This is a genomic window from Massilia sp. SYSU DXS3249, assembly GCF_053668055.1.
Genome location: NZ_JBSIPX010000003.1, coordinates 399,648 through 421,681, shown reverse-complemented (window position 1 = coordinate 421,681; position 22,034 = coordinate 399,648). Strand labels below are relative to the sequence as shown.

The following is a 22,034-nucleotide window of genomic DNA, read 5'->3' as shown; positions in this document are numbered from 1 at the left end:
AGTCGACGTGTGCGTAGTGACGGTTTTCCGTTTCGTACTCGACGTGCGCGGTGTTGATGGTGATGCCGCGTGCCTTTTCTTCAGGAGCCGCGTCGATCTGGTCGTACGCCTTGGCTTCACCGCCGAACTTCTTCGACAGAACGGTTGCGATTGCAGCCGTCAGGGTGGTTTTGCCGTGGTCAACGTGACCGATGGTGCCGACGTTGACGTGCGGCTTGGTCCGTTCGAATTTACCTTTTGCCATTTGAGACTCCTAACGATTTTTTGAGAATTACAGGCACATCTGACGGGCGAGTACTACGGACTGCCGCTTTTGCATTCTGGTGCCCTTGACGTGGATTGAACACGTGGCCTCTCCCTTACCAAGGGAGTGCTCTACCACTGAGCTACAAGGGCTTATTGTGCGCCACACAGACTGCGGCGCGATACTGGAGCGGGTGAAGGGAATCGAACCCTCGTCGTAAGCTTGGAAGGCTTCTGCTCTACCATTGAGCTACACCCGCGAGGTACAACTTCAATTCGACTTCACGAACTCTTCATTTTGGTGGTGGGGGCTGGATTCGAACCAGCGTACTCAGAGAGGGCAGATTTACAGTCTGCTGCCTTTAACCACTCGGCCACCCCACCGCGAAGAACCGCAGAGTATGAAGCAAGCTCAACATGCTGTCAACTATTTTTGCCATCTCTACTGACTTGGCTCAAATAGCAGCGTTGCTTCGGGGCGTGATTGTAACCGTACGAAGAACAAATCTGCAAGGGTTCTTTTTTCGCCGCCGTTGCACACCATGGTCCCTCTGTGCTGTACTGTATGCACCAGGCATGTCAATACGTTTACTTATGGACAGTAAGGCGTCTCAATATCCTCGCTGGAGCTGGCCCCAGATCCTGGTCGCCAGCGCGTCGATCATTGCGGTCTACTTCGGCGTGCGCCTGCTGAACAACGTCCTGTCGCTCCCGGCCGGGTATGCGCTGCCCCTGTTCCCCCCTGCCGGCGTCGGCCTGGCCCTCGCCACCGCCGGCGGCATGCGCGTGCTGCCGGCGATCGCCATCGGCGCCGGCCTCGCCGTCCTCCCCCTGCACCTGGACAACCCTGCCCTGACGGCCTCGGGCGCCGTCATCGGGTCGCTGGTCGGCGCGCTCGGCTCCACCCTGCAAGCCTGGCTGGGCGCCCTCCAGTTCCGCCGCCACATGCGCCCGGCGATCGATTCCGGTCACGACGTGATGGCCTTCCTGGTGCTCACGCCGCTGATCTGCCTGATCAGCGCCTCGGTCTCCGTTCCCGCCCTGTACGCGCTGCACGCCTTCGACGAAGTGGAACAGCTGCGCTTCTGGTTCGCCTGGTGGGCCGGCGACACCCTCGGCGTGCTGCTGGCGGCGCCGCTGACCTGGATCGTGTGCGGCTCGCCGCGCCGGCTGTGGCGGCGGCGCTCCAAGCTGGTGGCCTTGCCGCTCCTGATTACCACCCTCGCGGTAGTCGGCATTTACCGCCTGGCGCTCGGCTGGGAACACGAACAGCACCTGCAGCCCTACCGCCTGAAGGCGCAGCAGACGGCCGATATGCTGCAAGCCGAATTCAACGAGCACGTGCGCTTCGTCGGCACCTTCGCCAGCACCCTCGCCGAGACCGAACACATTCTCGCGCGCGACAAATTCCTGCGCATCGCCGGCGGCTATGCCGACGGGCGCCCCGAGATCGAGGCGATGAACTGGGCGGTGCCGGTCACGGGCCTGGAACGGGCCGGCTTCGAGGACTGGGTGCGGCGCACGCTCGACCCCGCCTTTACCGGCATCCGCGAGATGGACGGGAACCGGCTGGTCGAGGCGGCGGAGCGCGAACGCTACCTGCCGGTGCTGTACGCCTGGCCCAGCTCGCACAACGTGATCCGCGGTCTCGACTATCTGGCCGCGCCCGGGCGCGCGGAGGTGGCAGCGCGCGTGCTCCAGACGCGCACAGCCGCGGCCACCGAGCCGTTCGCGATGCTCTCGGCGGATGCGCCGGCGATTGCCCTGATGCGCGCCGTCGGCGACCCGAACGGGCCGCCGGCCGGCGTGGTTGCCTTCGTGCTGAACGGACGCCTGCTGCTGGAACAGGCGATCCGGCGTTCCGGCTTCGATGGCTTCAATGCCGCCCTGGTCGACGTCACGGGCGGCGCCGCGCTGCCGGTGGTGGGCTCGCTGGGCGTCCCGCAGCGCGACGATTATCGCGTGCCCCTGGCGTTCGCCGGGCGCCACTACGTGGTCAGCTTCCGCCCGACCCTGGCTTACGTGGAAGCCGAGACGGGCGCCGCCAGCTGGTCCGTGCTGTCGGCAGGCCTGCTGCTGACCGGTATGCTGGGCGCGCTGCTGCTGCTCATCAGCGGCGAGCGCGACGTGATCGAAAAACTGGTGGCCGACCGCACCAGCCGCCTGCGCGACCGCGAAGCGCGCCTCGAAGCCATCCTCGACAACGCGGCCGACGCCATCATCACGGTCGACGCCCATGGTCTCGTGGTGTCGGCGAATGCCGCCACCGCGCGCCTGTTCGGCTACCCGAGCGAGCACCTGATCGGACTGGCCTTCGGGGCGCTGGTGCCGGCCAGCGCCGACAGCGACGCGCATTCCCAGCTGGGCCGGCTGTCGACGGCGGGGCCCGACGAATCCGTACTCGAAGGCCGCAACGCGCGCGGCGAAAGCTTTCCATTGTCGATCTCGGTGGCGCCGGTGCAGCTGCAGCGCGAGGGGTTTTTCGTGTGCATCCTGCGCGACCTGACCGAGCAGCAGCGCTCGCAGGAACGCATCCACCGGCTGGCCCACCACGACGCCCTCACCGGCCTGGAAAACCGCTTCGCCCTGAACGTGCGCCTCGAGCAGCAGCTGGCCTCGGCGCGCCGCAACAACGCCCCGGTGGCGGTGCTGTTCATCGACCTCGACCATTTCAAGAAGATCAACGATTCGCTCGGCCACGCCGCCGGCGACAAGCTGTTAGTGGGCGCGGCCGAGCGCATGAAAGACCTGCTGCGCGAAGTCGACACCCTGGCGCGCCTCGGCGGCGACGAATTCATCATCGTGCTCGCCGGCCCCCTCACGCCCGACAGCGTCACCAGCGTGGCCGTGCGCGTGGTCGAATCGCTGTCGCAGCCCTATCAGCTGAACGGCTCCACCGCCCACAGCGGCTGCAGCGTCGGCGTCGCGCTGTTCCCCGACGACGGCGCCGATGCCTCGACCCTGATCCGCCACGCCGACATGGCGATGTACGCCGCCAAGCGCGAGGGACGCGGCAATTTCCAGTTCTTCTCGCCCGAGATGAACGCCGCCACCCACGAGCATCTGCTGCTGGAAAACCGCATGTGGGGCGCGCTGCAGGCCGAGGATTTCGAGCTCTACCTGCAGGCCCAGGTTTCGCTCGACACCGGGCGCGTGATCGGCGCCGAGGTGCTGCTGCGCTGGCATGACACGGAACTGGGCAGCGTCGAGCCGAGCCGCTTCATCCCGGTGGCCGAGGAAAGCGGCATGATCGTGCCGCTCGGCGACTGGGTGCTGGGCCAGACCATGGCCCTGCTCGCCCAATGGCGGCGCGAGGGACTGGAAGAGCTGCGCCTGGCGGTGAACCTGTCGGCGCGCCAGTTCTCGGGCGGCACCCTGCTGGCGCGGCTCGACGAACTGGTGGCCCACCACGGGATCGACCCCTCATTGCTGGAACTGGAAATCACGGAAACGGCCGCCATGCGCGATCCGGAAGCGACGCGCCAGCTGCTGCGCCAGCTGCGCACGCGCGGCTTCAAGCTGGCCATCGACGACTTCGGCACCGGCTACTCGTCGCTGGCCTACCTGAAGCTGTTTGCGATCGACCGCATCAAGATCGACCGCGGCTTTGTCCAGGACATCGAGCACAACCCGAACGACGCGGTGATCGTCGCCGCCACCATCGGCCTGGCCCATTCGCTGGGCCTGACGGTGGTGGCCGAAGGGGTCGAAACGCAAGCCCAATGGGGCTTCCTGCGCGACAAGCAGGGCGACGAAGCGCAAGGCTTCCTGTTCTCCAAGCCGATGCCGGCCGGAGAATTCCGCGAGTTCATCCGGAAGCAAGCACAGCCAGTACCTGACGCTTGAGGGCGCGGATCATCGCCGTCTCGTCGGGCGGCACGCCTTCCGGCGCGGCGACCTCGCGGTCGGCATAGAAAAAGCCGAGCTGCACCTTGCCGACCGTAAGGGGCAGCACGATAAAACTCTTCGCGTCCGGCAGCAGGGCGCGGTGCCAGCCTGGCAGCAGCTCGCGGATCTTGGCGCTGGACGCGTCCGAGATCATCAGGTCGGCGTCGTTGTCCATCGCCAGCAGGAACAGGTCGCGGTTGGCGGAGGATGGCACCGGGGAAGCCGGTGCAGGGAACACGAAGCCCGCCTGCAGGCGCGCGCCGTCGGCGCCGAACGACACCCGGGCACGGTACTGACCCTGGCGCGCATCCTTCAGGCAGACGGTGGCGAAGCGAAAGCCCATGGCCCGGTACAGCGTTTCGAGCACCGCCAGGATCACGTCGTTGACGCGCGCGCGGCCAGCCGCGCGCAGCTGGGTCACGTCCTGCACCCCGGCCAGCAGCAGCTCGCGCGCATTCTTCGGCTTGCCGCTCGGGTAGGCGCCCTCCTCGTCGTCGCCCGCGCCCAGGGTAGCGAGCAGCAGCACGTCGGGCATGCCCTCGCCCGCGTCCGGCTGGGGCGCCGCCACCGGCTGCAGGTTCATGCTTTCCATCAGGGCCGACATGCCGTCGGCGACGCTCGTGAAAATGCGTTCCAGGCCGGCGGCGTCGAGTTCGAAGGCGGCGCCGTAGCGGGCCAGCAGCGCGTTGGCTTCCGGCGTACCCGCGGGGTCGCCCGGACGGCCAAGCAATCGCGCCACCTCCAGGCTGAACGAGGCCACCTGGCGCATCCATTCGGCGCGGCTGCCGGCCGTCTTGAGCGTCCCCGGCGGCAGCGCGGCCTGGGCGCGCACGATCACGTCCGGGATCTTCCATTCGGCCAGCACGGCGGCAGCGAGCGTGTCGTAGCTGCAGCCGAGGATCATCTGCGAGGCCTGCGCCGGGGTCTGCTTGCTCTTGCTAATGAGCTGGTTGATTTCGCGATAGCGCTCGTGCTCGTGCGAGGCCACCAGCACCGCGCCCAGGTTCTTGAACAGGGCGCCGATGGCCGCTTCTTCCGCGCCCTGGTAGAAGGACAGACGCGCCATTTCCCGCCCGACCAGGCTGGCGCACAGGGCCGCTTCCAGCTCGACGCGCACGCTGCCGGCGTGGGCGCCGTTATCCAGGGTGTCGACCAGCAGCATCGCCAGCGCGGTGGTTTTCACGTTGTCGAAGCCGAGCAGCGCAATCGCGCGCGAGACGGTCGTCACGGCGGTGCCGGAAACCGTGCGGTAACGGATCGTGTTCGAGAGGCGCAGGATGCGCTGGGTCAGCGCAGGATCCGACAGAACGAAATAGGCGAGATCGTGCGGGCCGGGTTCGTCCGAGTCGGCCAGTTCGATCACGCGCGCGACCGAGCCGCCAAGGGCGAACATTTCGGCGTCGCCGTTCACTTTTTGCATCAATGCGGCGCGCACGCGGCGGGTTGCGCCTTCGTCGGGCGTTGTAAAACCTGTTTCGGACATCGTGGATTACCCGGCTTTCCTGGCGCGTGCGCCCTTGTTATATTTTTTCAGTACCGCCTGGTGCAGCGCCGTGAGCGCCGCCAGCTTCGGGTTGCGTGGGTCAAGCCGGCGCACCGCGCCGAGCTGGATCAGGGCCTGCTGGGCGAGCTTGTCGTCCCAGCCGGTGTGTTCGAGGCAGCGCAGCAGCGCCAGCGCGGCATTGAAGGCGACTTGCGGATTGCCCGGCATCGCCTGCGCCGCTTCTCCCATCAGGGTCACGGCGCCATGATAGTCGCCGCTTCGGGCGCGCTCGGCGCCGCCGGCCACCAGGTCGACCACGTGCTGGCGCGTTTCCTGGGCAATCTGCGTGCCCAGTTCCGCGTGGCCGGCCTGGGCCATGACGCTCATGGCGCGGTCCATGACGGTCGTGTCGGCGGCATTGCGCATCACGTCGCGCACCAGGCCGGCGGCCCCCTCTTCCAGGTCGTGCGCGAGGCAGCTGCGCGCCAGTTCCAGCTTGAGGCCGGGCGACATGGCGGGCAGGTCGCGGCTGGCCGCCAGCGCGGCGTTGAGCGATTCCATCAGCCGTTCCTGGTTGCCGGTGTACTCGTGCAGCAGGGCCGAGGAGATGGCGCTGCAGGCGTCGGCGTGGCCGCGCCCGCCCATCGAGCGCTCGAGGTCGCGGATCACCGAGGCGGCCGCCACTGGATCGCCCTTGCGCACCAGCGTGCGCACCAGCTTGACGTGGTCTTCCGGGTCGCGAAATTCCGAATACTTCGCTTTCGCCACCACCTGCTTCATGACTTTTTCGGCCAGCGCGTCGTCGCCCGCCTCGAAGGCCGTTTCGCCCAGGGTGCGCAGGCGCCGCACCGCATGCGGCGACACCGCCACCGCGCGCGCCAGCACCGCCTGACACTTGTCGAGCTCTCCCAGCGCGCTGTGGGTGCGCGCCAGCCAGTCGTAGGCGTCGACGAAGTTGTTGTTGGACTGGACCAGCTCGGTCAGCAGCGTGCCCGCCTCCTCGTACTGCTCGCGCAGGTACAGGGTCTTGGCCAGCCCCAGGCGCGCCCAGGCAATGGCCTGGCTTTCCGCCAGCCGGCGGTAGATCGGCTCGGCCAGCTGCGCTTCGCCGATGAACAGGTGCAGCTCGGCGCGCAGGCGCAGGAAATCGATCGCGTGGCGCGGGTGCGCCGCCTCTCCCTCGATGCAGGCCTCGATCGCCTCGTGCTGGGCGCCCGCCTCCATCAGGCGGTACACCGGCAGGAACACGTTGCGCTTGTCCAGCGCGCGGGCGATGCGCTCGAGCAGGCGGTCGGCCGTGAACGGTTTCAGGATGTAGTCGGTTGGCGCCAGCTCGGCGGCGCTGACCACCTTGCCGTAGTCGCCCTCGGCGGTGACCATGAAGAACATGGTCGAGAGCGAAATCAGCTTGTGGTGGCGCAGGTCCTCGAGCAGCTGCTGGCCGTCCTGGCCGCCTTCGAGGTCGTATTCGCACAGCACCAGGTCGAAGGGCTTGATGCCGAGCTGCTTGACGGCCTGGTTGGCGCTGCTGGCATGGTCGATGCGGGTCAGGCCGCACATGGTCAGCATGTTATGGATGTTCGCGCGCATGCCCGCGTGGGGCTCGATGAGCAGGGCACTGAGGCCGTCCAATTCATTCATGGCGTGAAGGGGTTCCGTTCGGGCCTGCGCCGGCCCGGCATGCTGAAGGCGGCCACGTTGGCCACCCGCAAAGTATATTACGGCAGGGGAATATATTTACTGAATCAAGCCATGGCCACGGCAAAAGCGGGCGCAGCTGATGGAAGAAAGCGACAACTCTCGTTCGAAAGCGGGGGCGAACGGTGTTTCGCGGCCGCTTTATAAAAAATTTCGCAAGATGCGAGCGGCTCAGCCGCCGAAGCCTGGTCCCGCCTCGGCCTGGCGCAGCTTCTCGCTGCCGGCGCATTCGGAGCGGGGGGCGCCGGTGACGATGTTCTGGTAGCGCACCTCGTACTTGCCGGCGGCGAGCTCGTCGATCGTCAGGGTGCCGTTCGCCAGCACGTAGGCATGGCGCACGTTCGAGCCGCGGTCGAGGTCGTAGATCTTGACGAAGACGGGGCTGGCGTTGGCGCTGTTGTCGACCACGACCGTCATCTCGTGGCCGCCATTGCCGTACGGGTAGCCGGGAACGTAGCCGGACTCGGCCGGCCAGGGTTCGCCGTTGGGGGCCGATCGCGTGGCCAGGTCGGTGTCGCAGCCGGGCTGGCGCCGCGGCACCACCAGCTGGGTCACGCCCAGGGCTTTGACTGGGGAAGGCGGGGTTTTCTCGGCGCCCGCGCTGGCCCAGATGTCGGGCTCGGCGTTGCTTGCCGGGGCAGCCGGGGCCGGCACGGCGGCGGCGGTCTCGACCACGGCCGGCTTGCCGTTGAATGCCAGCGCGCTCGGCAGCAGGCGCGGCTTTTGCACCAGCAGCACGCTGGCCGCCACGCCGACGCTCAGCCCGCCCAGCACGCCCAGCCACCAGCGCGTGTCGCGCCACAGGCGCCGGCGCGGCTTGACCGGTTGCGCCGGCGTTTCCCAGCCGCCTTCGGTGCGCGGGCGGGCGCCCTCGTCCCCCGTGCTCTCCAACCACTCGACTTCCCATTCCTCGGCCGCGATCCACTCGTCGTGCTCCTTGCGGCGCAGCGGATCGGACAGGGTGTTGTAGGCCGTGTTGACGATGGCCATGATGCGGGCGGCCTTTTCGTCGCCCGGATTCTTGTCGGGATGGTATTTCTGGCTCAGCGCCTTGTAGGCCGCACGAATGACTTCCTGCGGCGCCCCGCGCGCCACCTTCAGGTTGTCATAATGGGTGTGGATCTTGGCCATTTTTCAGCTTAGCGGCGCGGCGTGTCCTGTTCGGGGTGATAGACGATCGCGGTGGCCGCAAGGGCCGACCGGTACAGCATAGCCGGGTTTGTATCCCCGGCGCAAGATATCACAAAGTCTACAGGCGGCCGCTGCGGTCTGCTCGCGCGACGGACTCGGGCAGTTCGACCTCGTTGCCCACGACGAGCACCTTGAACAGCTCGCCCATTTCGGCCGGCGACAGCAGTTTTTGCACGGCTTTCGACTGTGGCAAATAACGCACGGCGTCGTTGGGATCCGTACGCAACAGCAGGTCACCGATGCCGCAGCCGAGCAGGAAGCCCGCCTGGTTCATGTAGCCCAGCACTTCCAGGCCGGCATCCTGGGCGGCCAGCGCCATCGCGGTGAAATCGACGTGGGACGTGATGTCCTGCAGGCCCGGCAGGAAGAAGGGGTCGGGGTGCGCGTGGTGGCGGTAATGGCACATCAGGGTGCCGCCGACGCGGGCGTCGACATAGTATTCGTGGGCAGGGAAGCCGTAGTCGAACAGGAAGGCCGCGCCCTTGCCGCCTGCGAACATGCCGGCGAGCGAACCCATGAAGCCGCAGGCGACCGGGTGCAGCTCGGTGAGATACCCCTCGGCCAGGTGCTCGCGATCGGGCACCTGGCGCGCCAGCTGGGCAGCCAGGTCGGCGTCGAGCTCCTGCTGCACATAGGCGAAGCGCCCGTCCTCGATCGTCACCATCTGGCGCCGCCAGCCCCCGTTCGTCTTGATCACCAGTTCGACCGGCATCGCATCGAGCACCTCGTTGGCCAGCACCACACCGCTAAAGCCTTCCGGGAAGCCGTCGCGCCACTCGACCATCGGAAAGTCGGCCAGCGCTTCCTGCTGGCGCGCGCGCAGCTCTCCCGACAGTTCGATGATGGTGTAGCGCTCGACGGCGACGCCGTCATCGGCCAGGGCGGTCAGCACGTCGCGCGCCAGCTTGCCGGTGCCGGCGCCGAATTCGATGATGTTGGGCGCGCTTTGGGCGATAATAGCGGCTGCCGCGCGTGCCAGCGCCTGCCCGAACAGGGGCGTGATCTCGGGTGCGGTGGTGAAGTCGCCGCTGGCTCCCAGCTTCGCCGCGCCGCCGCTGTAGTAGCCGAGACGGGGCGCGTACAAGGCCAGCTCCATGAAACGCGAGAAGGCAATGGCGCCGCCGGCCTCGCGGATCTCGGTGGCAATGTGCTGTTGCAGGGCGTGGGACGCCTCCAGGGCGTCGCGGTCGGGAAGGGGCAGGGACATCCCGGCATTGTAGCCAGATCGGCCTTGAACAACAATTTCAGCCAGTAAGCCAACTATGACGCAGATCACGTCGCAAATGGGCCCGGAAGCGGGAGCGCAAGCAGATGCCCGTGCGGCCCTCGTGACCGGCGCGGGCCGCCGCATCGGCCGCGCCATCGCGCTCGGCCTGGCCGCGGCCGGCTGGGATGTGGCCGTGCATTACCGCCATTCCGAACGCGAGGCGCTGGAGACGGTCGAAGAGATCCGCGCGCTCGGCCGGCGCGCCGTCGCGCTCGATTGCGACCTGGCCGACGAGGCGGCGGTGCGCCTGCTGCCGGGCCGCGCAGCCGAGCGCCTGGGCCACGTCACCTGCATCGTCAACAACGCTTCGTTGTTCGAATACGACAGCGCCAGCACTTTTTCGCCTGGCCTGCTGGCCGCCCACATGAGCGCGAATGTGGCCGCGCCCCTGCTGCTGGCGCAGGCTTTGCATGCGGCGACGCCGGCAAACGGCCAGGCCGTGGTCATCAACCTGCTCGACCAGAAACTGTACAATCTCAACCCGGATTTTTTGTCGTACACGCTGTCGAAAGCGGCGCTCGACACCGCCACGACAATGCTGGCCCAGGCGCTGGCGCCGCAGTTGCGCATTGTCGGCATCGCACCCGGCATCACGCTGGTGTCGGGCGACCAGAGCGAGGAAGGTTTCAGCAAGGCGCACCAGGTGACGCCATTGAAACGTTCCTCGACCCCGCAGGATATTGCCGACGCGGTCGTGTATGCGGCGTCGGCGCGCGCGCTCACCGGCACGACGCTGGTGGTCGACGGCGGCCAGCACCTGGTGCCGCTGGCGCGCGACGTGATGTTCCTTACCAAATAAACACTTAACAAGGCTTCCTATGCTGTCCGCCCTGACCCACCCGAGCTTGCGCGATTGCCGCCGGCTGTTCCTGCGCAATTACGAAGTGATGATCAACATCGGCGTGCACGACTTCGAAAAGAAGGGCGAGCAGCGCGTGCTGATCAATGTCGACCTGTACATCCCGCTGGCGCAGTCGACCCCGAAGGCCGACGAGCTGCACGAGGTTGTCGACTACGATTTCATGCGCGAGACCATCGCGCGCCGCATGGCCGAAGGCCACGTCCACCTGCAGGAAACCCTGTGCGACGACGTCGTGCGCGCCATGCTGGCCCACCCGCGGGTGCGCGCCGCGCGCGTGTCGACGATGAAGCCGGACGTGTATCCCGACTGCGAAGGCGTCGGCGTGGAAGTGTTTCAAGTGAAGGATGAAGCATGAGTGCAGTACTGAACGACGTGGCGAGCACCGACATCGACGCCAAAAAAGCTGAAAAGATCGCGCACGAGAACAACAAGCTGCACAAGCGCCTGTGCCGCCTGGTCGGCCAGGCCATCGGCGATTTTAATATGATCGAAGACGGCGACAAGGTGATGGTTTGCCTGTCCGGCGGCAAGGACAGCTACGCCCTGCTCGACATCCTCATGACGCTGCGCGAGCGCGCGCCGATCCACTTCGACATCGTGGCCGTCAACCTCGACCAGAAGCAGCCGAACTTCCCGGCCGAGGTGCTGCCAGCTTACCTCGATAAGCTGGGGGTGCCGTACCACATCGAGAACCAGGACACGTATTCCATCGTCAAGCGCCTGATCCCCGAGGGCAAAACTACCTGCTCGCTGTGCTCGCGCCTGCGCCGCGGCATCCTGTACCGCGTCGCCGACGAACTCGGCTGCAACAAGATCGCCCTCGGCCACCACCGCGACGACATCCTCGAGACCTTCTTCCTGAACATGTTCTTCGGCGGGAAACTGAAAGGCATGCCGGCGAAGCTGGTGTCGGACGACGGCAAGCACATGGTGATCCGCCCGCTGGCCTACGTGAAGGAAGCGGACACGGAGCGCTATGCGGAAGTCAAAGGCTTCCCGATCATCCCGTGCGACCTGTGCGGCTCGCAGGAAAACCTGCAGCGCAAGCAGATCAAGGCCATGCTGCGCGATTGGGAGAAGAAGCATCCGGGACGCGTGGAAAACGTGTTCTCGTCGCTCTCGACCGTGGTGCCCTCGCACCTGCAGGATCGCAACCTGTTCGGCTTCGTCGACCTCAAAACGGATGGCGTGGCCAATCCGAATGGCGATATCGCGTTCGATGAGGAGCCGTGCTCGACGCCCGCAAGCAACACCATTTCGCTGACGCAGCTGTAATCCACATCGTGTAACGGTCAGGCGATCTCCATACCGAACAGGTGGAGGTCGCCTCCCTCGGGGCGATCGAGCACACGCTCGAAGCGCAGCCCCAGCTTTTCCAGAAGCGTGATCGAGGCCGCGTTGTCCGGACGGACGGTGGCGACGATGCGTGTCAATCCAATATCATCCCTGGCATGCACCATGACGGCGCTGGCGGCCTCCAACGCATAGCCCTGTCCCCGGTAGGCCGGCGCAAAAGCATAGCCGACGTCGACATCGTCCAGGAAATCGCGCTTGGCCAGCCCGCAGACGCCGACCGGGCAGCCGCTCTCTTTCAATTCGACCACATAAAAGCCGAAACCGAGGCGCTCCACCATCTCGACCGGCCCCTTGAGGATGTAGTCGCGGGCCTGGTCCAGCGTCCGCACACCGCGGTCGCCGATGAAGCGCAGCCAGGCTTCGTCGTTGAGCAGGTCGAGCATGAAGGCGGCGTCCGTCGCCGCCATGTGACGCAGAGTCAGGCGCTCGGTGCGCAAAACGATGGTTGGCAGGTCTGTGTGCATGGTGTCCGGAGATGAAGGGCTGACAGCTGAGCTTATACCCTACTCCTGCCGCGTGTGATACCTTGTCGGTCGATTAAGACCCACCCCGATCGATGAGAGGAATACCATGTCGTTGCTTGCCCGCCTGTCCGCCATCACCGCCCTGCTGCTCACCATGCTGACGCCCGTCTCCGCGCTTGCCGAGCCATCGATGATCTACCTGGTCCGCCATGGCGAAAAGGCGGCCGAGGGCAAGGATCCCGACCTGACGCCGCAGGGCCAGGAGCGCGCCCGCAACATCGCGACCATGCTGGGCAAGACGAATGTCGCCCACATCTTCAGCACGCCGACCAACCGCACCCGCCAGACCGCGCAGCCGCTGGCGCAGCAGAACGGCTTGCCGGTCGAGCTGTACGATCCGCGCACGCCGCAGGCGCTGGTGGCCAAGGTGAAAACGCTCAAGGGCGCGGTGCTCGTCGTGGGGCATTCGAATACGCTGTCGGAACTGGTGCGCCTGTTCGGGGGGCAGGCGGGGGCGGAGATTGCCGATAACGAGTATGACCGGGTGTATCAGCTCATTCCTGGGGCGAACGGTAGCGTGACCACGGTGCTGTTCACGTCGGTGCCGGCGACGGGGGCGGCGAAGTAAGCGGTTTCGTTTTTCGTAGGGTGGACTCCCGAGCCCACGTGTTTCGGACGGACGAGCAATCGAAACGTTCGAGCTCGATGTGACGGGATGCTGCAACGATCCATCGCTGCCCGGCCGCGTGGGCTCGAGAGCCCACCCTACGGAACCCAATGCGCGCATGATGGCAAAAAGGCCGGGAAATCCCGGCCTTTTCATTTACACAATCCCTTTTACGGCGCTACGTTCGTGCGCAGCACCGGATACAGGTTCAAACGCTCGTCCCAGGACGAATGGCGGCGGGCGAAGAACTCCAGGCGGGCGTGGGCGTTTTTCGCGAATGCCGGGTCGGTTTCGATGCGGCGCTTGAACTCGGCGGCAACCATCGGATCGGCCGCCATTTGTTCGCGCGCGACCTCTTCGGCGACGTACTCTTCCATGTATTCCTTCGGCTCGAAGGCATTGTTGAACATGCCCCAGGCCAGCAGCGAGTCCGGTGCCTGCGGCTCGAAGATCGCCATCACGAGCCGCGCCTTCGGCTGCGCGATCGGCACGAACAGCGCGCCGCGGCCAATGCTGCGCGGCTCGCTCTTCCAGCTGCCCTCGACCGTCAGGCGCTGGTGCGATTCAAAGGATTTCGTACCGAAGGTCGCCTTGTCGGCGCGGAAGGTCTCGACCTGCGCACGCTCCAGGGCCTTGTCGAGCTTGCGGAAGGCGATGCCGTGCTGGGTCAGCTTGGTGGCGACCATCGCCGCATGCGCGGCCGGGACGATGTAGCCCGCGCGCGGCGCGGCCACCTCCAGGTCGGCCACGACGTCTTCGCGCAGCGGTACGCGCCAGACCTGCGGCTTGGTTTCGTCGTAGCGCGTCATCAGGATGCCCGACACCTCGGACGGCGTACGCGTGTACTCGTAGCCGTTGAAGTCCACCATTTGCGTCTTGTCGGTGGTTTTATAGGTCAGCGCCACCGGGGTGCCGGCCAGCTTTTGCGCGCGGGCGTCGGCGGCCAGCGTCGCCGCCTGCCACTGCTTGCCGTTCTTCGCCACCTGCTCCAGCATCGAGATCACGGTGTTGTGGGTGATGCGCACGCGGGTCGGGTAGTCCTTCCACGAGTGAGTTTCGACCAGCACGGCGAGACGGTTACGCAGCGGGAAGTAGCCGGTCGAGAAGCGCGGATCGGAGACGCCGTCCACGAAGCCCGACTGCGGATCGTCGGTCTTGGCAAACGACATGTAGTAGGACTGCGGCGTGGAGCCCAGCTTGGCGATGTCGGCGATCACGTTGGCGCGCAGCGCCAGGCCCGCCTTGCGCAGTTCCGGGTCGGCCGAATAGACCGGCTCGACCTGGATCGAGACATCGTGCTGGAACTTGGCGCCGTTGGTCACGTGCAGGTCGACATAGGTCAGCGGGTCCCATTTGTTCACCAGCGCCAGCATGGCCTGCATCTCGGGCGAATCGGCCTTCACGTAGTCGCGGTTCAGGTTGAAATTCTGGGCCGTGGTGCGCCAGCCCATCTCGACCGGGCCGCGCTGGTTCGGGCGGTTCCACTTCTGGAAGCGCTCGTGGCCATCGACGTTGAAGACCGGGACGAAGACCAGCACCTGCTTGTCCAGTGCCCCCTTCGCCAGGCGTCCCTCGAGGGTTTCGCGCAGCGCCAGGAAACCGGCGTCCTTGCCGTCGATTTCTCCGGCGTGGATGCCGCCCTGGATCAGCGTCACCGGCAGGCCGGCCCTGGCGGCGGCCTGCGGCGTGAAGGCGCCGGTGCGAGTGACGACCAGCGCCAGCATCGGGCGGTCTTCCGGCGTGCGGCCGAATTCAATGCATTTGACTGCTTTCGGATAGGCCTTTTCAAAGGCTGCGCACAGCTTGACGACCTCGTCGTAGCGGCCGGTGGCCTGGAAACCGGAGCGCTCGGAGACCGTGCTCAGGTCGTGGGCGGCGGTGGCCGCGTGGGCAAAGGGCGAGGCGGCGAGCAGCGCAAGCAGTAACGCAGAACGAATCATCGATGAGGCTCCGGCAGTGGATAAGCAAAGCGGAAAATTATAGTCGCGTTTGCTGCCTTGCACCTTCCCTTTTGCGTTCCCCGACCGCAGACCGGCGGATGTGGCGGGCCGAAAAAAAACGCCACCCGAAGGTGGCGTCGCCGATGCAGGCGGACCGCTTACCTGGCCCGGGTGTGGATCGCGATCTGCGAGACTTCCGGACGCACCACGCTGCGCGGCGCCGACACCGACATCGCGGCGGCTGACGAACGGCCCAGGGCCGGGCAGACGCCGGTCTGCTGGTAGGACAGCGCGGTCGCCAGCAGCGACTCCTGCGGATCGCCCAGTTCGCGCGTCAGGTCGTCGGCCACCGCGCAGGTCGGCGCGAAGCCGTCCGCGAAGTCGCCGATGCCCTTGGCATTGACGCCGCCGAACTCGATCGAGAAGTAGGTCGTGCCGCAGTTCGGCACCGGCGTGAAGCCGTAGGGCTTGCCGCAGGTCTGGGCGCCGACCACGTTCACCTGGATGTCGATGCCGCGCAGCGCGTTGATCACCGATTCGCTCGCCGAGCAGGTGCCCGAGGTGGTCAGGATCGTCACGCGCCGCAGGCCCAGGGTCGGCAGCGCCGTGCCTTTCGGGACCGTGGTCGCGCCGGCGTCGAAACCATAGGCGGTAGGCGAGAAGCGGATGATCTGTGGCTGCTGGCGCGCTTCGATCTTGTCGTTGTATTTCAGGCGCTCGAACACCTGGCCGTTCGAGCTCGGGCCGGCAATCATGTAGCCCAGTTCGGCAGCGATGTTGAGCAGGCCGCCGCCGTTGTAGCGCATGTCGAGCACCAGGTCGTTGACGCCCTGGTTGCGCAGCGTGGTGAAGGCGTCGATCAGCTGGCGCTCGGACACCGCGTTATGGTTCTCGAAGGAGAGGTAGCCGGTCTTGCCGGTCGCGGTGTCGAAGGTTTTGACGTTCTTCACCGAAGTGCCCTGCACGTCCTGGGCCGCCAGCGTCACCGGAGACTGGTCGATGCCGGCCCGGCGCACCACAAAACTGTGCGTCTCGCCCGCATTCTCCGGGAACAGGCCGGCGTTGATCCGGTCGACCAGTTCCTTGCCGGTGGCATTGATGAAGTCGATGTCGTCGATGCGGACCAGCTGGTCGCCGCGGCGCAGGCCGGCGGCGGCGGCCGGCGAACCCGGTTCGACGATGGCGATCTGCCAGTTGCGCGGCGCGGTCGGGCCGGCGCTCGACCAGGTGATGCCATAGCCGCGCTCGATGCCGACCTGCATGGCATTCCATTCGGCCGTCGGGTAAGTGAAGTGATACTTGTCCTTCGGCGCGCCGGACGGGGTCAATGCCGGGGTCTTCAGCTTGTCGAAGTAGGCGATCGGGTCGGTGAAATCGGCCATCTTGATGTCGCCCGGGATTTCGTTGTACCAGAGGTAGTACTGGTGCGACCAGGCGCGCAGGAAGGTCAGCTCGTCGCGCAGGGTGCCCTGCTTGTCCGGGTAGGCACGGTTGGTGAACGGATCGATGCCGGTGCGTGGCTTGGCGCACAGGTTCCAGTAGCTGGAGAACGCATCACCCAGGGTAGCGACGTCCGGTTCGCCGGTCGAGGTCGGCGGCGGCGTCGTCAACACCGGCGGCGTGGGGGCCGTGGTGCCGGCGCTGCCGCCGCCTCCGCCACAGGCCGCCAGGGTGAAGGCGGCCGCCAGCGCGGTACAGACCAGGCGCAGCGATGGGATCGTGCGGCCGAATTCGGTGAGTTGCGTTTTCATAGATAAATATATCCCGGCAAATTTGTCAGAAAAGAGTAAGACAAGCTCGCCTGTTTGAACAGGCTGCACGAGGAAATTTTTGGTAATAAAACTTAATTTCCCACAAGAAAAAGCGCCAGGGCCGGCTGGAGGGCCGGACCTGGCGCTTCACGTCATGCACGGCGAATAATCAAGCGGCGTGCGTCATGCCTTGCGGATTGTGGAAGGCCGACAACAGCTGGGCTTCCTTGGCCTTGGCCGCCTTCAGGTGGCGCTCCTTCACGTGGCCGTAACCGCGGATGTCTTCCGGGATGCTGGCGATCGCCACGGCTTGCGCCAGGTTCTCGGCGGTCAGCTTCGGCAGCAAGGCGGCCACGGTCTCGCAGTATTGGCCGATCAGTGCGCGTTCCGTCTTGCGCTCGGCGGAATAACCGAACACGTCGAACGGGGTGCCGCGCAGGCCCTTCAGCTTCGCCAGCACGCCGAAGGCGCCCATCATCCACGAACCGTATTCCTTCTTGATCGCGCGGCCTTCCTTGTCGTGCTTGGCCAGCAGCGGCGGCGCCAGGTGGTACTTGATCGTGATGTCGCCTTCGAACATGTTCGCGATCTTTTCCTTGAAGGCCGGATCGGTGTGCAGGCGCGCCACTTCGTACTCGTCCTTGTAGGCCATCAGCTTGTAGAAGTAGCGGGCCACGGCCTCGGTCAGGCGGGTGCCTTTACCCAGTTTCGCTTCCTCGGCGCGCACTTGGTCGACAAACGCCTTGTACTGAGCGGCGTAGCCGGCGTTCTGGTACGCGGTCAGCAGTTCGATGCGGCGGTTCACCACTTCGTCGAGCGTCTGCGTGCGCTTGAACTCGACCACCTTGGCCGGGGTCGTGAGCTTCTTGACCGAGGCCAGGTCGTGCGCGGCGCTGCGGCCCCAGTTGAAGGCGGCCTTGTTGAAGGGCACCGACACGCCATTGAGTTCGATGGCGCGCATCAGCGAGCTTTCCAGCAGCGGCACGCGGCCCTTCTGGAAGGCATAGCCGAGCATGAACATGTTGGTCGCGATCGCGTCGCCCATCAGGGCGGTCGCCATCTGGCCGGCATCGACGAACTCGACGTTGTTTTCGCCGCAGGCCAGCTGGATCGCGGCGCGCGAGCCTTCGGCCGGGAACTGCCAGTTCGGGTTTTTCACGAACGCGGCCGTGGTCGAGCCGGTGCCGTTGACGGCGGCCCAGGTACGGCCTTCTCCCATGCGCGACAGGGCGTCGCGGCTGGCGGTGACGATCTGGTCGCAGCCGATCACGAGGTCGGCGCTGCCGGTGCCGACGCGGGTCGAGTGCAGGTCGGACTGGTGCTGGGCCAGGCGTACGTGCGACATCACCGGACCGCCCTTCTGGGCCAGGCCGCTCTGGTCGAGCACGATCGCGCCTTTACCTTCGACGTGGGCCGCCATCGCCAGGATCTGGCCGACGGTCACCACGCCGGTGCCGCCGACGCCGGCGATCAGGATGCCGAACGGCGCGTCCACCTGCGGCACGGCCGGGCTTGGAAGCACCGGCGGCGCGTTGTCGGTGCTCGCGGCCTTCTTCGGCTTCTTCAGGCCGCCGCCTTCGACGGTCACGAAACTCGGGCAGAAGCCGGAGACGCAGCTGAAATCCTTGTTGCAGGACGACTGGTTGATCTGGCGCTTGCGGCCCAGTTCCGTTTCCAGCGGCTCGACCGACAGGCAGTTCGACTGCACCGAGCAGTCGCCGCAGCCTTCGCAGACGGCTTCGTTGATCACGGCGCGTTTTGCAGGGTCGGGGAACTCGCCTTTTTTCCTGCGGCGGCGCTTCTCGGAGGCGCAGGTCTGGTCGTAGATCACGGCGGAGACGCCCGGCATCTCGCGCAGTTCCTTTTGCACGTCCATCAGCTCGGAACGGTGGCGCACGGTGACGCCTTCGGCCCAGGCGTAGTCGCTCGGGTATTTTTCCGGCTCGTCGGTGACGACGATGATCGGCTTCACGCCTTCGGCCGCGATCTGGCGCGTGATCATGCCCGGATCGAGCGGACCGTCGACGTTCTGGCCGCCGGTCATGGCGACCGCGTCGTTGTAGAGAATCTTGTAGGTGATGTTGACCTTGGCGGCGACGGCTGCGCGGATCGCCAGGATGCCCGAGTGGAAATAGGTGCCGTCGCCCAGGTTCACGAACACGTGCTTTTCGCTGGTGAACGGAGCCTGGCCGATCCAGGTCGTGCCTTCCGCGCCCATGTGGGTGAAGGTGGACGTCTCGCGGTCCATCCACAGCACCATGTAATGGCAGCCGATGCCGGCCATGGCGCGCGAGCCTTCCGGCACCTTGGTGGAACTGTTGTGCGGGCAGCCCGAGCAGAAGTACGGAATGCGGTCGGTTTCCGGATTGGCTTTGGCCGGGATGTTCTTCAGCACCAGCTCTTTCGCTTCGAGGAAGGCGATGCGTTCCTTGACGCGCTGCTCGACCGGGTGGCCGGCGCAGTAGTGCGAGATGCGGGACGCAATGGCGCGCGCGATCTGGGCCGGGTTCAGCTCGTAGGTCGCCGGCAGGAGCCAGTCGCCGTGGCCGGTGCGGTTCTTGTTGTGCCACTCGCCGGTGTCGTCGAATTTACCCACCACGCGTGGACGCTCCGAGTCCGGCAGGTTGTACAGCTCTTCCTTGAGCGCATACTCCATCACTTGGCGCTTTTCTTCGACGACCAGGATCTCGTCCAGGCCGCGCGCGAACTCGTGCACGCCTTCGGACTCGAGCGGCCAGGTCATGCCGACTTTATAGAGACGCAGGCCGATGTCGCGCGCCGCCTGCTCGTCGATGCCGAGGTCGGCCAGCGCCTGGCGCGTGTCGACATAGCTCTTACCGGCGGTGATGATGCCGATTTTCGGTGCCGGGCTGTCCCAGATGATTTTATTGAGCTTGTTGGCGCGCGCATAGGCCAGCGCCGCGTACCACTTGTAGTTGCTCATCCGGACTTCCTGGTCCAGCACGGCGTCCGGCCAGCGGATGTTCAGGCCGCCTTCCGGCAGCTCGAAGTCGGTCGGGGTCACGATCTGGACGCGGTCCGGGTCGAGGTCGACTACGGCGCCGGATTCGATGATGTCGGTCACGCACTTCATCGATACCCACAGGCCCGTGTAGCGGCTCATGGCCCAGGCGTGCAGGCCGAAATCGATGTACTCCTGCACCGACGAGGGGTACAGCACCGGGATGCCGCAGTGGGTCAGGATGTGATCGGACTGGTGCGCGGTGGACGAGGATTTGGCGGCGTGGTCGTCGCCGGCCAGCACCAGCACGCCGCCGTTCTTGGCGGAACCGGCATTGTTGCCGTGTTTAAAAACGTCGCCGCAGCGGTCCACGCCCGGGCCCTTGCCGTACCACATGGCGAATACGCCGTCGTAGTTCGCGTCCTTGTACAGGTTCGTCTGCTGGGTGCCCCAGACGGCGGTCGCCGCCAGGTCTTCGTTCATGCCCGGGTGGAATTTGACGTGGTGGGCGTCGAGGTGCTTCTTCGCCTTCATCGCGGTCTGGTCGACGGCGGTGACGGGCGAGCCGCGGTAGCCGGTGATGTAGCCGGCAGTGTTCAGGCCGGCCTTGACGTCGCGCTCGCGCTGCAGCATCGGCAGGCGGATCAGGGCTTGCGTGCCGGTCATGAAGGCGCGGCCGCGCTCCAGCGTCCATTTGTCGTCGAGCGTGATCTCGTGCTCCGGCTGGGATGGTTGCAGCTGGGAGCGGTCGAGGGGTGCGTTCATTGGGGTTGTCTCCGTTGGGGTTTGCTTTGGCGCCATTGTTATTGTTGGGTGCGCCCGGAGAAAGTCTCCTCCGTTATCGGCAACAGTATAGTCTTGTGCCCCCGGCATTAAATATCAATCAATTCCCCCCTTCGGGCCAATTGCGCAATAAAATTGCGGTTCTGCTGAGCCTAAGGGAAATTCATGTCAAAGATCGAATTGGATAAAACCGACCGCAAGATCCTCGAGATTTTGCAGGCCGACGGGCGCCTCTCGAACCAGGACGTGGCCGAGCGGGTCAACCTGTCGCCCTCTCCCTGCCTGCGCCGCATCAAGCGCCTCGAGGAAGCCGGGGTGATCCGCCAGTACGTGGCGCTGGTCGACCCGGACAAGATCGGACTGGGTTTGCTCGCGTATGTGAACGTGCGCCTGGAAAAGCACAGCGAGGGACCGGCCAATTCGCGCGTGCCGGCCACGTCGCCGCGCTTCGAGTTCGCGCAGGCGGTGGCGGCCTGGCCGGAAGTGGTGGCCTGCTATGCGATGACGGGGGAGATGGATTTCCTGCTGCGCGTGCACGTGGAAGACATGGACCACTTCTCGCGCTTCATGATGGCGACCCTGCTGCGCCACCCGTCGGTGCTGGATGTGAAGTCGAGCTTTGCGCTGCAGAGGATTAAAGAAACGACGGCGCTGCCGATCGGGGAAGCGGCGGGGCGGTAGGGTGGACGGCTCTGCCGTCCACGCGTTCAAGCGGCTCTTGATACCGCGCGCCATATCATTCGTGCGTTGAACGCGTGGGCGGCGTCTAAGTCGCGTACATGCAAATTACCGGGTGGAGCCGACCACCCTACGAACGTTTGCGAGGTAGCAGCCACTTCACCGCCGCACGCGCATTCGCCTTGACCGTGTAATCGATCAACGCAAACTGCTCCTCGACCGCTTCGCGCATCACGCTGCCCGGGCTCGGCGGCGGCAGGTGCAGGTAGGCGTCGGCCTCGCCATACTCGCGCTTGATCTCCATACCCGCCTTTTTGGCGATATGCATCATCGTGCGGTTGGTCGACAAACACTGCATGTACAGGGTGTCGATGTCGTTGTTGCGGCAGTGAATGGCGGCGCGCTGGAACAGGCGCGAGCCGACGCCCTGCCCGCGCGCCGACTTCGAGACCGACACGCCGAACTCGGCGACGCGCTGCTTGTCGGTGCCGGCCCGGCCCGGCTCCTTCGGTGCGAATGCCAGGTGGCCGACGCCGACCAGCTGGAATACCCGGCTCATCACCCCGAACACGATGTCGCGCTTGAAATCGATCTTCGCCACATAGGCGTGGATCTGCTCGTCCGGCAGCACGGTGCCGAAGCGCAGCAGGCGGTCGGCATCGTCGAGGGCGAGGAAATGGCGCAGCATGCGCCGGCGGTCGCGCTTGCCGAGGGCCTTGACCAGCACCGCAGGCCGCTCGGCCGTGCCGGCCAGGCTGGCAAGCCAGTGCATGAGCGCGCTGTTACTGAACGGGTTGTTAG

General features: G+C 65.8%; 16 protein-coding genes and 3 tRNA genes. 6 read left to right on the top strand and 13 right to left on the bottom strand.

What is annotated here, in order from left to right; translation table 11 throughout:
* The 4 genes from ACWCIA_RS06180 to ACWCIA_RS06165 form a co-directional block, all read right to left on the bottom strand.
* On the bottom strand, window positions 1-244 hold a 244-nt coding region (locus ACWCIA_RS06180; protein WP_229515617.1), incomplete at its 3' end, for a GTP-binding protein.
* 77 nt (window positions 245-321) lie between these two features.
* Window positions 322-396 (bottom strand) — tRNA-Thr (locus ACWCIA_RS06175).
* A gap of 33 nt (window positions 397-429) precedes the next feature.
* Window positions 430-503, bottom strand: a tRNA-Gly gene (locus tag ACWCIA_RS06170).
* A 39-nt stretch (window positions 504-542) separates the two neighbouring features.
* Window positions 543-627: transfer RNA gene (locus ACWCIA_RS06165), tRNA-Tyr, on the bottom strand.
* Between the two features lie 210 nt (window positions 628-837).
* Between ACWCIA_RS06165 and ACWCIA_RS06160 the strand changes: the two genes are divergently transcribed.
* Window positions 838-4,089 (top strand): EAL domain-containing protein, encoded by a 3,252-nt coding sequence (locus ACWCIA_RS06160; RefSeq protein WP_454161709.1) that lies wholly within the window; start codon window positions 838-840, stop codon window positions 4,087-4,089.
* Here the strand turns inward: ACWCIA_RS06160 and ACWCIA_RS06155 are convergent.
* From ACWCIA_RS06155 to ACWCIA_RS06140, 4 genes are all read right to left on the bottom strand, one after another.
* Window positions 4,052-5,614 carry an HDOD domain-containing protein gene (locus ACWCIA_RS06155; protein WP_454161708.1) on the bottom strand — a complete coding sequence of 521 codons (1,563 nt, stop codon included), beginning with the start codon at window positions 5,612-5,614 and terminating at the stop codon, window positions 4,052-4,054. The two genes, ACWCIA_RS06160 and ACWCIA_RS06155, sit on opposite strands and share 38 nt — an antisense overlap.
* 6 nt (window positions 5,615-5,620) lie before the next feature.
* Complete coding sequence (locus tag ACWCIA_RS06150) at window positions 5,621-7,255, bottom strand: response regulator (protein WP_454161707.1); 1,635 nt, start codon at window positions 7,253-7,255, stop codon at window positions 5,621-5,623.
* A gap of 228 nt (window positions 7,256-7,483) precedes the next feature.
* Window positions 7,484-8,443: a J domain-containing protein gene (locus tag ACWCIA_RS06145; protein WP_454161706.1), complete on the bottom strand. Its 960-nt coding sequence runs from the start codon at window positions 8,441-8,443 to the stop codon at window positions 7,484-7,486.
* Window positions 8,444-8,561: 118 nt separating this feature from the next.
* The gene (locus ACWCIA_RS06140) at window positions 8,562-9,710 is read right to left on the bottom strand and encodes a class I SAM-dependent methyltransferase (protein WP_454161705.1); all 1,149 of its coding nucleotides are present in this window, start codon (window positions 9,708-9,710) and stop codon (window positions 8,562-8,564) included.
* Window positions 9,711-9,765: 55 nt separating this feature from the next.
* Here ACWCIA_RS06140 and ACWCIA_RS06135 point away from each other — a divergent pair, with 55 nt between their 5' ends.
* From ACWCIA_RS06135 to ttcA, 3 genes are read left to right on the top strand one after another with little or no spacing between them, the layout of a single operon-like run.
* A complete protein-coding gene (locus ACWCIA_RS06135; RefSeq protein ID WP_454161704.1) occupies window positions 9,766-10,569 on the top strand; it encodes an SDR family oxidoreductase in 804 nt (267 codons plus the stop codon).
* Window positions 10,570-10,588: 19 nt separating this feature from the next.
* Window positions 10,589-10,987 (top strand): dihydroneopterin aldolase, encoded by a 399-nt coding sequence (locus ACWCIA_RS06130; protein WP_454161703.1) that lies wholly within the window; start codon window positions 10,589-10,591, stop codon window positions 10,985-10,987.
* Window positions 10,984-11,907 (top strand): tRNA 2-thiocytidine(32) synthetase TtcA, encoded by a 924-nt coding sequence (gene ttcA / locus ACWCIA_RS06125; protein ID WP_454161702.1) that lies wholly within the window; start codon window positions 10,984-10,986, stop codon window positions 11,905-11,907. Before ACWCIA_RS06130 ends, ttcA begins: the two co-directional genes overlap by 4 nt.
* 17 nt (window positions 11,908-11,924) lie before the next feature.
* Here the strand turns inward: ttcA and ACWCIA_RS06120 are convergent, their stop codons facing one another.
* Complete coding sequence (locus ACWCIA_RS06120) at window positions 11,925-12,452, bottom strand: GNAT family N-acetyltransferase (RefSeq protein ID WP_454161701.1); 528 nt, start codon at window positions 12,450-12,452, stop codon at window positions 11,925-11,927.
* Window positions 12,453-12,558: 106 nt separating this feature from the next.
* Here ACWCIA_RS06120 and ACWCIA_RS06115 point away from each other — a divergent pair, with 106 nt between their 5' ends.
* Window positions 12,559-13,080 carry a SixA phosphatase family protein gene (locus tag ACWCIA_RS06115; protein ID WP_454161700.1) on the top strand — a complete coding sequence of 174 codons (522 nt, stop codon included), beginning with the start codon at window positions 12,559-12,561 and terminating at the stop codon, window positions 13,078-13,080.
* Between the two features lie 209 nt (window positions 13,081-13,289).
* Here the strand turns inward: ACWCIA_RS06115 and ACWCIA_RS06110 are convergent, their stop codons facing one another.
* From ACWCIA_RS06110 to ACWCIA_RS06100, 3 genes are all read right to left on the bottom strand, one after another.
* Complete coding sequence (locus tag ACWCIA_RS06110) at window positions 13,290-15,059, bottom strand: M14 family metallopeptidase (RefSeq protein ID WP_454161699.1); 1,770 nt, start codon at window positions 15,057-15,059, stop codon at window positions 13,290-13,292.
* Between the two features lie 158 nt (window positions 15,060-15,217).
* On the bottom strand, window positions 15,218-16,810 hold the full coding sequence (locus ACWCIA_RS06105) for a S41 family peptidase (RefSeq protein WP_454161698.1): 1,593 nt from the start codon (window positions 16,808-16,810) through the stop codon (window positions 15,218-15,220).
* 169 nt (window positions 16,811-16,979) lie between these two features.
* Window positions 16,980-20,537, bottom strand: a complete 3,558-nt coding sequence (locus ACWCIA_RS06100) for an indolepyruvate ferredoxin oxidoreductase family protein (protein WP_454161697.1) — start codon at window positions 20,535-20,537, stop codon at window positions 16,980-16,982.
* Between the two features lie 183 nt (window positions 20,538-20,720).
* Here ACWCIA_RS06100 and ACWCIA_RS06095 point away from each other — a divergent pair, with 183 nt between their 5' ends.
* Window positions 20,721-21,236: an Lrp/AsnC family transcriptional regulator gene (locus tag ACWCIA_RS06095; protein ID WP_454161696.1), complete on the top strand. Its 516-nt coding sequence runs from the start codon at window positions 20,721-20,723 to the stop codon at window positions 21,234-21,236.
* Between the two features lie 127 nt (window positions 21,237-21,363).
* Here the strand turns inward: ACWCIA_RS06095 and ACWCIA_RS06090 are convergent, their stop codons facing one another.
* Window positions 21,364-22,005 (bottom strand): N-acetyltransferase family protein, encoded by a 642-nt coding sequence (locus ACWCIA_RS06090; protein ID WP_454161718.1) that lies wholly within the window; start codon window positions 22,003-22,005, stop codon window positions 21,364-21,366.
* Window positions 22,006-22,034 lie beyond the last annotated feature (29 nt).

Bases quoted from the DNA above. Each gene is read 5' to 3' on its own strand.
- ACWCIA_RS06090 (WP_454161718.1), bottom strand. From the start codon at position 22,005: ATGCACTGGCTTGCCAGCCTGGCCGGCACGGCCGAGCGGCCTGCGGTG.
- ACWCIA_RS06135 (WP_454161704.1), top strand. From the start codon at position 9,766: ATGACGCAGATCACGTCGCAAATGGGCCCGGAAGCGGGAGCGCAAGCA.
- ACWCIA_RS06110 (WP_454161699.1), bottom strand. From the start codon at position 15,059: ATGATTCGTTCTGCGTTACTGCTTGCGCTGCTCGCCGCCTCGCCCTTT.
- ACWCIA_RS06115 (WP_454161700.1), top strand. From the start codon at position 12,559: ATGTCGTTGCTTGCCCGCCTGTCCGCCATCACCGCCCTGCTGCTCACC.
- ACWCIA_RS06120 (WP_454161701.1), bottom strand. From the start codon at position 12,452: ATGCACACAGACCTGCCAACCATCGTTTTGCGCACCGAGCGCCTGACT.
- ACWCIA_RS06140 (WP_454161705.1), bottom strand. From the start codon at position 9,710: ATGTCCCTGCCCCTTCCCGACCGCGACGCCCTGGAGGCGTCCCACGCC.
- ACWCIA_RS06155 (WP_454161708.1), bottom strand. From the start codon at position 5,614: ATGTCCGAAACAGGTTTTACAACGCCCGACGAAGGCGCAACCCGCCGC.
- ACWCIA_RS06160 (WP_454161709.1), top strand. From the start codon at position 838: ATGGACAGTAAGGCGTCTCAATATCCTCGCTGGAGCTGGCCCCAGATC.
- ACWCIA_RS06100 (WP_454161697.1), bottom strand. From the start codon at position 20,537: ATGAACGCACCCCTCGACCGCTCCCAGCTGCAACCATCCCAGCCGGAG.
- ACWCIA_RS06105 (WP_454161698.1), bottom strand. From the start codon at position 16,810: ATGAAAACGCAACTCACCGAATTCGGCCGCACGATCCCATCGCTGCGC.
- ACWCIA_RS06130 (WP_454161703.1), top strand. From the start codon at position 10,589: ATGCTGTCCGCCCTGACCCACCCGAGCTTGCGCGATTGCCGCCGGCTG.
- ACWCIA_RS06145 (WP_454161706.1), bottom strand. From the start codon at position 8,443: ATGGCCAAGATCCACACCCATTATGACAACCTGAAGGTGGCGCGCGGG.
- ttcA (WP_454161702.1), top strand. From the start codon at position 10,984: ATGAGTGCAGTACTGAACGACGTGGCGAGCACCGACATCGACGCCAAA.
- ACWCIA_RS06150 (WP_454161707.1), bottom strand. From the start codon at position 7,255: ATGAATGAATTGGACGGCCTCAGTGCCCTGCTCATCGAGCCCCACGCG.
- ACWCIA_RS06095 (WP_454161696.1), top strand. From the start codon at position 20,721: ATGTCAAAGATCGAATTGGATAAAACCGACCGCAAGATCCTCGAGATT.